Below are 380 nucleotides of genomic sequence, written 5' to 3'. Positions count from 1 at the left end.
GGGGAAAGTACTAAGCCCTTCACGTAAACGCATAGCGGTCGATCATGTGGTGGAAGAGCTTGGCGCATCTGAGCGTCGGGCTTGCCGCGTGATCGGCCAGTATCGTTCGACCCAACGCAAGCCGAGAACCTCTCGTGGTGATGAACAAGCACTGACACGGGCCATTATCAACCTCGCCTCTCGGTTCGGTAGATATGGGTATCGCCGGATCACTGCACTGCTCAGGGCCGATGGTTGGCATGTGAATGAGAAGCGGGTGTATCGCATCTGGCGTCGTGAAGGGCTCAAAGTCCCAATGAAACAACCAAAGCGCAGTCGGTTATGGCTGAATGATGGCTCGTGTGTGCGGCTAAGGCCTGCGCATAAAGGCCATGTCTGGT

1 protein-coding gene is annotated in these 380 nt (G+C 56.1%); it reads left to right on the top strand.

What is annotated here, in order from left to right; translation table 11 throughout:
- Positions 1 to 380, top strand: a 380-nt coding sequence (locus HY26_RS03540; protein ID WP_146740168.1) for an IS3 family transposase, incomplete at both ends; no start/stop codon positions are given.

It is taken from the genome of Hyphomonas sp. GM-8P (genome assembly GCF_003263315.1).
Lineage (GTDB): Bacteria > Pseudomonadota > Alphaproteobacteria > Caulobacterales > Hyphomonadaceae > Hyphomonas.
The sequence above is the reverse complement of the archived record's forward strand: the minus strand, read 5'-3'. Positions and strand labels throughout refer to the sequence as shown.